A 6,828-nucleotide genomic window follows, 5' to 3' on the forward strand; every position below is an offset into this window, starting at 1 on the left:
CGTCAGGCCAGTGGTCTTGCGCGCCCTGTGCGCGACAAGGAGTGCTTCGTGCTTCTGAACGGATTTGGACTTGCACTGTCGCAAGCAGGACAAAATTGTGTCGCGCCGGCCTGACACAATGCGATATCGACCCGAATAGTGAACTGAAGCCGCTTTTTTCAGTTGGTATGGCTCTTGCACCTTGAACCGCGACGTTACCAGCAACGGAGCCGTTTGATGTCCTCACCGACAGTTTCGATTGAGGGGCCGACTAGCACGACATCCGAGGGTCTTCTGGCAGCCGCGAAATCCGGTGGCTGCGCATCGTCTTCCTACGGCTCGTCGCCGACCAGCCCGGGCGAAGAGGATCCGGCTATTTGGGAAAGGATCAAGGATCACCCCTGCTTTTCGGAGGAAGCGCATCATTATTTCGCGCGTATGCATGTGGCGGTCGCGCCGGCTTGCAATGTCCAGTGCAACTATTGCAATCGCAAATACGATTGCGCCAACGAGAGCCGGCCTGGTGTTGTGTCTGAGAAGTTGACGCCCGACCAAGCGCTACGCAAGGTCATCGCCGTTGCCAACAAAGTTCCGCAGCTTTCGGTTCTTGGCATCGCTGGGCCGGGGGATGCCTGTTACGATTGGGAGAAAACGAAGGCAACGTTCGACCGCGTCATCAGGGAAATCCCCGACATAAAGCTGTGCGTCTCCACTAATGGGCTCGTGCTGCCGGACCATGTCGCCGAGCTTGCCGAAATGAATGTTGATCACGTGACGATCACCATCAACATGGTCGACCCGGAAGTCGGCGCGAAGATCTATCCATGGATCTTTTATGAAAATCGCCGCTACTTCGGCATCGAAGCCGCTCGAATCTTGCACGCGCGGCAGATGCTGGGCCTGGAGATGCTGAGCGCGCGCGGCATCCTCACCAAAATCAACTCGGTGATGATTCCTGGAGTGAACGACCAGCACCTGTTTGAGGTGAACAAAATGGTCAGGGAGCGGGGCGCGTTTCTGCACAACGTGATGCCTCTGATTTCGGACCCGGCGCACGGTACCCACTACGGACTCATCGGGCAGCGCGGCCCAACGGCAACGGAGATGATGGCTCTTCAGGATCGACTTGAAGGTGGCGCCAAGTTGATGCGCCACTGCCGGCAGTGCCGGGCAGATGCTGTCGGCCTGCTCGGTGAAGATCGTGGCCAGGAATTCACGCTGGACGGTATTCCCGACGATGTCGCCTACGATGCTGGCAAGCGTCAGGCCTATCGGCAGGTGGTCGCACACGAGCGCCGTGATCATGAGGCGGCGAGGAGCGAGGCCATCGGTATGGTCAAGGCAACAGACTCCGAAAAGTCGCTTCTGGTTGCGGTGGCCACTAAGGGAGGTGGACGGGTCAACGAACACTTCGGCCACGCGAAGGAATTCCAGGTTTATGAAGTCTCGCCTAGAGGGATCAGCTTGGTCGGGCATCGGAAGGTCGAGCGGTATTGCCTCGGAGGCGGGGGCGAAGACGCCATCCTCGAGGGCGTCATCGCAGCGCTCGAAGGCATACACATAGTGCTATGCGCCAAGATCGGAAATCGCCCGAAGGAACAACTCTCGCGAGTTGGACTGCGCGTAACCGACGCCTATGGCCATGACTACATCGAGACCGCAGTCAGCGCACTTTACGCGGCAGAGTTTGGGATCAGACCACTAGCGGCGACGGCCTGAGCCGTCTCGTCCGATAACCAGGAGTTAGAATGGCTTTAAAGATCATCGCATCCCAATGTACCCAATGCGGGGCCTGCGAGTTCGAATGTCCTTCGGAAGCGATCAAGTTCAAGGGCGACGCCTATGTGATCGATCCAAACAAGTGCACCGAATGCAAGGAGGCCTTCGATACGCAGCAATGCGTGTCGGTCTGTCCGGTACCGAAAACCTGCGTTCCCGCTTGATTCCTACCGAAACGGTCGGGTTCGCCGCACGACGACGCCTGCAACCCGCGACCACAACAAAAGCCTCGAGAAAGGAATGGACAGCATGTGGTCCAGACGCGAACAGGAGGTCGAAATCGGCAGACCGCCACGGTTCATGCAGGGTGAGCGGGTCCGTGCGATACGCCACATAAAAAACGACGGCACCTATCCCGGCAAGGAGATCGGCGAAAACCTCGTGCGGAAGGGCGACGAAGGCTACGTGCGCGACATTGGAACCTTTCTCCAGCAATTCTTCATCTATGCGGTCGAATGGATCGATCGTGGCACGGTCGTCGGCATGCGAGCGCGCGAACTCATTAGCCTCGACAAAGTCGAGGTTCCCTGCGGAGCTGAAGGCATTTCCAACGGGGGAACAGCCGGATGAAAGTAATGATTCGCAGGACCGCTACTGGCTTGTCGGCTTATGTCCCCAAGAAGGATCTCGAAGAGCCGATCACCGAGATTGAGAACGCTGACTTATGGGGCGGGACCGTGACGCTCAGGAACGGTTGGCGGCTCATGCTGCCCGACCTTCCGCGCGACACGCGTTTGCCGATCACCGTCGAGGCGATGAAGATTTCCGACGGGGCCTGATGCCGGTGGGTTCAGTGGCGGAGAGGAAACGCGTATGAACACGATGCTGAGCTGGGACCATCTCGTCGTCGTCCGGGGCAGTTTTGCCAAAAAACTGATTGACCTGCTGAACGGCGCTCTCAAGGCCGATCGAGTGATCCCCTATCTCGGTCCTGGTCTTCTGCAGCTTAACCCACCGGAATCCCCTGTACCTTGCACCCCTGAAGATGTCGCCGCGGCCCTCAACAAGCGGGCGCCTGCCCCTTCCAGGATTCGCACCAATATGTGGTCGGTCGCGCAGTTTATCGAGCAGCGCCGACATCGTCGGACTCTCCAAGCGTGGATGGCGGAGATATTCGCAGCCCCCGCCGAGCCGACCGTTCTTCACGCCTGGCTCGCAACCCTTCAACTGTCTGTCATCATCGACAGCTGGTACGATGGCGCCATGCGAGCAGCCCTTGCAGAGGCCGGCCAAACAGACGTTGTCGAGATACAAGGAACGACGCGCGCGACCGGAATCGGTAACATCTGGACGAGAACTTACGATTTGTCAGGAACAGAACTCGAGGCCGAACAAGTGGCTAGGACGGTGCTCTATGCGCCGCACGGCAGCGTCAGGCCGGCGGCAAACTTCCTCGTGGCTGATTCCGATTACGTCGAAGTCCTAACCGAAATTGATATCCAGACGCCGATCCCGGACGCGGTGAAGCAACGGCGCGTCAACCGGGGTTTTTTCTTCGTGGGCTGCCGCTTCAACGATCAGATGCTGCGCACATATGCCAGACAGCTGATGAAGCGCTCCACTGGCCCACATTTTGCGGTGATCGATTCGGCTACGCTGACCAGAAACGAACGTCGTTTCCTTGCCGAAGGCGCAATCACGGTCATCGACATGCCGATCCGCAACGCCGCGGCTCGCCTCGTCGGGGTCGATGCTAGCCAGGATTAATGGCCGGCGATTGCTGGTGAGTCGCTGCTTGCCTCCAAGGGCGAAAACTCAGTTGGGAATACATTCGTGAGCAGTAATGCTAGTGGCAGCACAACGTAGGCTCTGAATTCGTTGGGCCATGTGAAAGGGTCCGCTGCTGCGGGACGTGAGCACGTTGCGGCGGCATTACGCACATGATCTTGTGACCCCCGTGGCAAAAGAACTGAAGCGCCCGAGTCGCGACAACATATGCAGCGCTCAATGGCTTCGACAAAAATTCGGCACAGTTTCGACAGTTCGCATGCACCTCCAGGGTCAACGAGGTTGATTATGCCTGTTTATGTGGGTCGGCCACGCGAGCAGGAATTCCCACTACCTTTGCCCCGGCGGGAACATCTCGTGTGACCACGCAGCCAGCGCCTACCACTGCATTATCACCAATCGTGACGCCAGGCAGAATGATTGCTCCACCGCCGATCCAGACACGGCTGCCAATGTGAACAGGACGCCCGACCTGCAGGCCGGCCTGCCGCTGCTCGGCATCATGTGGATGATCGGCGGTATAAATCTGCACAGCAGGCCCAATTGCCGTTCCTTGCCCGATTTTGACCTCTACCACGTCAAGAATAACGCAGTTGAAGTTGATGTAGGCATTGGCTCCAATGCGGATATTGAATCCGTAGTCGCAAAAAAAGGGCGGACGGATGACCGTTCCGCGCCCAACCTCTCCCAGCCGCTCGGACAAAAGCTCATGCCAATGCCCCGTGGTCTGCCCCAGCGTATCATTGTACCGCTTGAGCCAAGCCCCGGTTGCCAACAGGTCAGCTTGGATCTCCGGATCCGCCGCATTGTAAAACTCGCCTGCGAGCATCTTTTCTTTTTGGCTACGCATCATAGTCTCCCGTCAGGTCGTGTCCCGTACAGTGATGCAGGAACGCACATCAAACTGCCTCGGCAACTTTGTAACTCGATCTTGCCGGGCGCGCGGTCGGTCACGAGCCGGGGCGACAGTTTCGTCTCGACCAACTTCCAAGAATTTGGATATCGGAGATCAACCGGTCGCAGGGGCCAATACCTGACGAAGTCGGCAACTGTCCAGCGGTCGAACTCACTTTCATGCCCATCTCAGATTGCGTGATATCGAGCGGTAAGCCATCAGCTAATGTATCGACCAGGTCCCGCCAGAGGATTACTCCTTTTTAGTTTGTCAGTCGCAGAGCCCCAGTACGACTGGTGGTAGAAAGCACACGGCCGGAATCTTGGCAGCGCTGTTCACACCCACTTCGTAAGCCTGGCCGATGGGCTCGGCGCCAGAGCACCAATGCTTGACCTGCTCCAGCTCTTGCTCGGCGGGTTGTTTCAGAGACGCTTGATCTCGATACCGCGTTTTCTCAGCACGTAGCCGATCTGGCGCGGGGTCAAACCGAGCAGGCGCGCCGCCTTTGCCTGCACCCAGCCACACTTTTCCATGGCAGCAATGACCGTATCGGCATCGGGCACCCTACCACGAGTCGTGGCAGGGCCTATCGGCGCTTGCCCGTCGCCGACGGGCGGGGCGGCACAGGCGGCGGAAGGCTCGATCGTAGTCGACTTCTCTGACGTCGGCTGTCCGTTCTTCCACAGCGCCGCGGCCAAGCACTGATCCGCGTAACAGGCAAAGTCAGTTCTGAGGATTGATGGACCCGTCGCCAGAACTGCCGTCCGTTGAACGCAGTTTTCGAGCTCTCGGATGTTACCTGGAAATTCGCAGTTCATTAGCACCTCAATCGCTTCGGGAGCGAAGGTCAGCGTGTGATCATTCTCAGTATTGAAATTCTTGAGAAACTGAGCGGCCAAGAGCGGAATATCACCTCGCCTTTCGCGCAATGCCGGCACGCGTAAAGTGACGACGTTGATGCGATAATAGAGGTCTTGCCGGAACTCCTTGCGTTGAACTGCCGTTTCCAAGTCCCTGTTCGTTGCGGCAATCACGCGAACATCAACTTTAATGGTGTGGTTGCTGCCGACGCGCTCAAACTCCTGCTCCTGCAGGACACGCAGCAGCTTAGCCTGGAACGAACCTGATATTTCGCCAATCTCGTCCAGAAACAATGTGCCTTTGTCGGCAGCCTCAAAGCGCCCCTTGCGCAAACTGCTCGCGTCGGTGAAGGCACCCTTCTCATGACCGAACAAGTCAGATTCCAGAAGCGTCTCGGTGAGCGCCGCGCAATTGACCTTGATGAAGGGCTGCTTGGCGCGAGGCGAGAGCTCGTGAATGGCTTTGGCAACCAGCTCCTTGCCGGTTCCGGATTCACCTCGCAACAGGACCGTAGTCTTCGCCTTGGCCACCTTGACAAGGTGCTCACGCAGCTTGCGCAGCGCCTGACTATCGCCAAGCATCTCCTTGCTGATCTTTTTACGTTCCATTTGGCAGCCCATCCCACTCCGCCACCCGCCGGTAGAACTGCACTGGACGGTGAGCTGTGTTGTATTTCGCCATCATCATTCTCGATCTCACCTTTGTTGCTTCGAAATTTCCGGCGCGCGGACCCCCTCGGCAAATGGCAATGGCGCCTGAGCATCGTTGTCTTTCACCAGGACGAGCGTCTTCTCCTCCGTGCGGGCGCCCGCAATATGCGCGCTTGTTTGCGCAGGCCTTTACTCGACCGGTCGCCGTTCTGTCCGGCTTCTGCCGCACCGCAGCCTGCAAACCCATCCTTGACAAGAAAGGAGGGGAGTCAATCGAGCTCTCCTTGCATTCGTGCAAGGAAAATTGTCAGTTTGATAGAATTCTATCAAAACGGCAGAAACGCCCCGCCCCCAATTTGGCTGTACCTGCGGCGTTCAGCTTACGTGACGACATGTGCGGACTTGTCCCAATTGCCGTCCGAGTTGTGCGGGAAACAGTAGCCGCTGCGCTGTTCGCTTCAACCGCGTGATGCCGCTGACAGTAGAGGCGGCGGCTCGTCGAGCGAGGCTTCATTGTTCGGCTACTAAAGCGGCTGTGCTTTGGTGGGAGTTGGTTTCGCCCAAGTTCTGGGCCTGGGGGCGTCTAGCCCGTTTCGCCGCACAGGCTCCTCCCACATCGTCGAGGCCGAGAAGGAGGGACCCCACAGCCCTCCCTGTATCACAATGCCCCGCCCCTCAAGCAGCTAGATACGACAGGTGACCTCGAATGAGGCGTCTTGCATGGCTTCTACACCTGCCTGAATGCCAGAACTGCGTTCGTACCGCCCATGGCGAAGGCGTTGCTCATGGCGACGCGCACCTTGCGCTCGCGCGGCACATTGGGTGTGATGTCGAGGTCGCAAGCGGGATCTGGCTCGCGATAGTTGGCGGTCGGCGGCACGACGTCCTCTTGGATTGCCATCACGCAGGCGATCATTTCAAGCGCGCTCGCTGCGC

6 protein-coding genes and 2 pseudogenes are annotated in these 6,828 nt (G+C 58.2%); 5 read left to right on the forward strand and 3 right to left on the reverse strand.

The features are described 5' to 3' along the window. The first annotated feature begins 216 nt into the window (after window positions 1-216). The 5 genes from nifB (at window position 217) to EOA19_RS31715 (ending at window position 3,465) form a co-directional block, all read left to right on the forward strand. On the forward strand, window positions 217-1,698 hold the full coding sequence (nifB, locus tag EOA19_RS31695) for a nitrogenase cofactor biosynthesis protein NifB (RefSeq protein ID WP_063169393.1): 1,482 nt from the start codon (window positions 217-219) through the stop codon (window positions 1,696-1,698). A gap of 29 nt (window positions 1,699-1,727) precedes the next feature. Continuing rightward, window positions 1,728-1,922 carry a 4Fe-4S binding protein gene (locus EOA19_RS31700; RefSeq protein ID WP_024505232.1) on the forward strand — a complete coding sequence of 65 codons (195 nt, stop codon included), beginning with the start codon at window positions 1,728-1,730 and terminating at the stop codon, window positions 1,920-1,922. Window positions 1,923-2,007: 85 nt separating this feature from the next. Next, complete coding sequence (locus EOA19_RS31705; RefSeq protein ID WP_024505231.1) at window positions 2,008-2,328, forward strand: nitrogen fixation protein NifZ; 321 nt, start codon at window positions 2,008-2,010, stop codon at window positions 2,326-2,328. Next, entirely contained in the window at window positions 2,325-2,537 is a 213-nt protein-coding gene (gene nifT, locus EOA19_RS31710) for a putative nitrogen fixation protein NifT (protein WP_024505230.1), read from the forward strand. The genes EOA19_RS31705 and nifT overlap by 4 nt, the downstream gene beginning before the upstream one ends. Window positions 2,538-2,571: 34 nt before the next feature. Further along, entirely contained in the window at window positions 2,572-3,465 is an 894-nt protein-coding gene (locus EOA19_RS31715) for an SIR2 family protein (RefSeq protein WP_024505229.1), read from the forward strand. Between the two features lie 307 nt (window positions 3,466-3,772). On the opposite strand, the gene EOA19_RS31720 is transcribed toward EOA19_RS31715, so the two are convergent. The 3 genes and pseudogenes from EOA19_RS31720 to EOA19_RS31730 all read right to left on the reverse strand — a co-directional run. Further along, entirely contained in the window at window positions 3,773-4,339 is a 567-nt protein-coding gene (locus EOA19_RS31720) for a sugar O-acetyltransferase (RefSeq protein WP_024505228.1), read from the reverse strand. Between the two features lie 464 nt (window positions 4,340-4,803). Further along, window positions 4,804-5,847: pseudogene (gene nifA, locus EOA19_RS31725) on the reverse strand (nif-specific transcriptional activator NifA); the annotation flags it as partial. Window positions 5,848-6,619: 772 nt separating this feature from the next. Further along, a pseudogene (locus EOA19_RS31730) lies at window positions 6,620-6,828 on the reverse strand (beta-ACP synthase); the annotation flags it as partial.

Source organism: Mesorhizobium sp. M7A.F.Ca.US.010.02.1.1 (genome assembly GCF_004023085.1).
Lineage (GTDB): Bacteria > Pseudomonadota > Alphaproteobacteria > Rhizobiales > Rhizobiaceae > Mesorhizobium.

Coding starts and splice junctions, on each gene's coding strand:
- EOA19_RS31720 (WP_024505228.1), bottom strand. CDS start 4,339: ATGATGCGTAGCCAAAAAGAAAAGATGCTCGCAGGCGAGTTTTACAAT.
- EOA19_RS31715 (WP_024505229.1), top strand. CDS start 2,572: ATGAACACGATGCTGAGCTGGGACCATCTCGTCGTCGTCCGGGGCAGT.
- nifT (WP_024505230.1), top strand. CDS start 2,325: ATGAAAGTAATGATTCGCAGGACCGCTACTGGCTTGTCGGCTTATGTC.
- EOA19_RS31700 (WP_024505232.1), top strand. CDS start 1,728: ATGGCTTTAAAGATCATCGCATCCCAATGTACCCAATGCGGGGCCTGC.
- EOA19_RS31705 (WP_024505231.1), top strand. CDS start 2,008: ATGTGGTCCAGACGCGAACAGGAGGTCGAAATCGGCAGACCGCCACGG.
- nifB (WP_063169393.1), top strand. CDS start 217: ATGTCCTCACCGACAGTTTCGATTGAGGGGCCGACTAGCACGACATCC.